The sequence below is a fragment of the Helicobacter sp. CLO-3 genome (assembly GCF_001854545.1).
GTDB lineage: Bacteria > Campylobacterota > Campylobacteria > Campylobacterales > Helicobacteraceae > Helicobacter_B.
On record NZ_MLQN01000065.1, the window covers coordinates 1 to 3291 of the forward strand.

1 protein-coding gene and 1 other RNA gene are annotated in these 3291 nt (G+C 47.5%); both read left to right on the top strand.

Annotated features, from left to right (window positions below; all coding sequences use genetic code 11):
* Nucleotides 1-238: 238 nt before the first annotated feature.
* Nucleotides 239-593, top strand: an RNA gene (rnpB, locus tag BKN38_RS09980) — RNase P RNA component class A.
* A gap of 113 nt (nucleotides 594-706) precedes the next feature.
* Entirely contained in the window at nucleotides 707-3076 is a 2370-nt protein-coding gene (locus BKN38_RS09985) for a heavy metal translocating P-type ATPase (protein WP_066453110.1), read from the top strand.
* The last annotated feature ends 215 nt before the right edge of the window (nucleotides 3077-3291 follow it).

Sequence of the window (3291 nt, forward strand, 5' to 3'; positions counted from 1 at the left end):
GCAGCTTGGCTGTTTTATACCGGGCGCAGGGTCAAAACCAAAAATCTTGCGCCCAAGTCCATTCTTATCTTGTCGCTTTTAACTGTAGCTAATCATTTATACAAACCTCAAAAACACAAATATAAGCAAAAGTCCTAATTTCAAGCAAAAATCCTGACTTACTTTTCTTTGATTTTATATCCCATCGTTTTTCTAAATGCGCGCTAGAATCTGCCGCTAGATTCTGCTATAATGTCGCGCTGGTCTAGTGGCGGCTGCTTGTGCTTGCGCGATTTGCGCCAAAAGCGTGATTTGTGCTAGGCATGAGAGGAAAGTCCGAGCTACAAAGACAGGATTCCATTTAACGAATGGCTAGGGCAACCTAAGGGAAAGTGCAACAGAAAACAACCGCCGCCGCGCGCGGTAAGGGTGAAAAGGCGGGGTAAGAGCCCACCGGAATCTAAGCGATTAGATTTGTCTATGCAAACCCAATCCGTAGCAAGAAGAGTATGGTAAAAGTCTTGATTTTGCTCTTCGCTAGAGGTGCGCTGCGAAGCGCATCCCAGATAAATAGCTGCCCTCGACAGAACTCGGCTTATACTAGACCAGCGCTTAAAAGCGCGTTTGAAGATAAAAATCTAAAATCTATGAATTTGGGCTGAAATTTGGGCTAAAAATTTGAGCCAAAATTTAAGCGAATTTTTGAGCCAAAATTTGAGGAATAAAAATGAAACGATACAAAATAGAAAATCTCGACTGCGCTAATTGTGCTAGCAAGCTAGAATCCGCACTGCGCAAAACTGAAGGTGTGAAAAATGTGGCGATAAGCTTTGCGAGCGGTGTGCTGCTGATAGATTGCGATGATTTTGATAAAGCAAAAAAGGTGATAAAAAAGCTAGAGCCGGATGTGGTGGTGAGCGATGAAGCGCAAGGTTTTGATAATCCGGATTCTAATGATTTAGATTCTGGCAATTTGGGCGCGCGCGGTGGCGTATATGCGGGCGCTGGCGCAGAATCTAAAAAGCTAGATTCTAGCGTGAATTCTGAAAAAAGCACAGAATCCAGCACGCGAGAATCCAGCGCAGATTCTAAAAAGCTAGAATCTGCCACACAAGCCACACAAAACGCCAGCGCCACCAAAACCCAAACCACCCCAGCCAAGCCCCGCAGATTCTCATTTCTCAACGCCGAGCTTATGCTACTAATCGCGCTTGTTTTGGTGTTTATCCCAAGTGTCGCGCTTAATTTTTTCTATGTGGATCCGATGGATGGCACAGATAGGCAGAGCGAATATGAGTTTTACACGCTTTGTTTGCGTTGTGTGTGGATAGTCATCTATGTGATCGCTGGGCGCGAGGTGTTTAAAGGCGCGCTAAAAAGCTTTCGCAAAAAAGAGTTTTTCGATGAAAATGTGCTGATGCTAAGCGCGTCTATCGCGGCATTTTTCATAGGCGCGTGGGAAGAGGCGGTAAGCATTATGCTATTTTTCTCTGCGGGTGAGTATCTGCAAAACCTTAGCGTGCGCCGCTCTAGAGAATCTATCGGCGAGCTAGCACACTTCGCCCCGCCTCAAGCGCACAAGGTGCAGGGCGAGGACATCATAGCCATAGATGCGCAGGATGTGGGCGTGGATGATGAGGTCGTGGTGTATGCGGGCGAGATGGTGCCTACAGATGCGTTGCTGCTTGATGATGAGGCGAGTTTTGATACTTCAGCGCTTAGCGGCGAGTCGCTGCCTGTTGGCGCGAAAAAGGGCGATGAGATTCTAGCGGGTAGCATCGCGCTTGGCAAAGTCGTGCGGCTAAAGTCCATCCGCCCCTATGGCAAAAGCCAAATCGCCAAAATCACCGAGCTCATCCAAAACGCCACCACGCAAAAATCCCAAACAGAAAACTTTATCACGACTTTTGCTAGGTATTACACGCCGGTGGTGTTTGTCATAGCGCTTTTTATCGCGCTTTTTCCACCATTTGCGCTCGGGCAGGATCTAAATGAGTGGATCTATCGCGCGCTGGTGGTATTGATGGTGAGCTGTCCTTGTGCGCTAGTGATTTCGGTGCCTATCGGGTATTTTGGCGGGATCGCTGCGTGCTCGCGCGCAAGCGTGCTTGTGAAAGGCTCAAACTGCCTAGAAGCGCTAAGCCGCCTCTCACTCATAGGATTTGATAAAACCGGCACGCTTACCAAAGGCGTGTTTAAAGTCGTGAGTGTCGTGCCACAAAAGGGCGTGAGCGAAGCAGAAGTGCTGGGCTTTGCCTCTTGCGCGCAAGATCTCTCATCTCACCCCATCGCCCAATCGATAAAAAACGCCTATCATGCGCTAAATCACAAACACCACATAAGCGAGTTTGAAGAGCTTTCCGGGCTTGGCGTGCGCGCGGTGTGTGATAATCGCGAGATAATCGCGGGCAATGACAAGATTTTGCATAAATTCCACATACCACACGACACCTGCGACATACAGGGCTCTATCGTGCATGTGAGCGTGGATAAGCGCTATCTGGGCTATATCATCATCGCCGATGAGCTAAAGCCTGATGCCAAAAGCGTGATAAATGAGCTAAAATCTATGCGTATCGAGCCAGTCATCCTAAGCGGCGATGGCAAATATCCTTGCCAAATAGTTGGCGAAAAGCTCGGCATAGAATATCACGGCGGGCTTTTGCCACAGGATAAAGCGGGCGTGTTTTTTGAGCTCAAAAAGCGCACGCCGCACAAAGTGGGATTTGTCGGCGATGGCATCAATGACGCGCCCACACTCGCACTCGCGGATGTTGGCGTCTCTATGGGAAGTGGCAGCGATCTAAGCCGCCAAAATGCCGATGTCATCGTGCTAAATAACTCGCTAGAATCACTCCTGCGCGCTATAAAAATAGCCAAAAAGACAAAAATCATCATTTATGAAAATATCATTTTTGCGCTTGGCGTGAAGGGGCTGTTTATCATTTTGGGAATCGTGGGCGTGGCTGGAATCTGGGAGGCGGTGTTTGGCGATGTGGGCGTGGCGCTCATAGCCCTTGCAAACGCGATGAGAACGATGAAGCAAGGGAAAAATAAAAAAGCCAAAAACAAAAATAGAAAAATAAAAATGAGCTAAATCTAAATAGACTAGCAATCGCTAAAGTGTTTTTGTAGGATAGATTTGCCTTGTTTGATGATTTGCAAGTTTTTGCGCAAGTGCGATAAAAGCTAAGTTATAAGGCGCGCCCTAGATTCTACCAAAAAGCAGAATCCAAGTGAGGATACAAACTTGCGCGCTAGACTCCAAAAACACGCCTAGAATCTAATCATATCTAGGTGCCTAAAACTGCT

Excerpts from the sequence above, each read along its gene's own strand:
- BKN38_RS09985 (WP_066453110.1), top strand. The coding sequence starts at position 707 with ATGAAACGATACAAAATAGAAAATCTCGACTGCGCTAATTGTGCTAGC.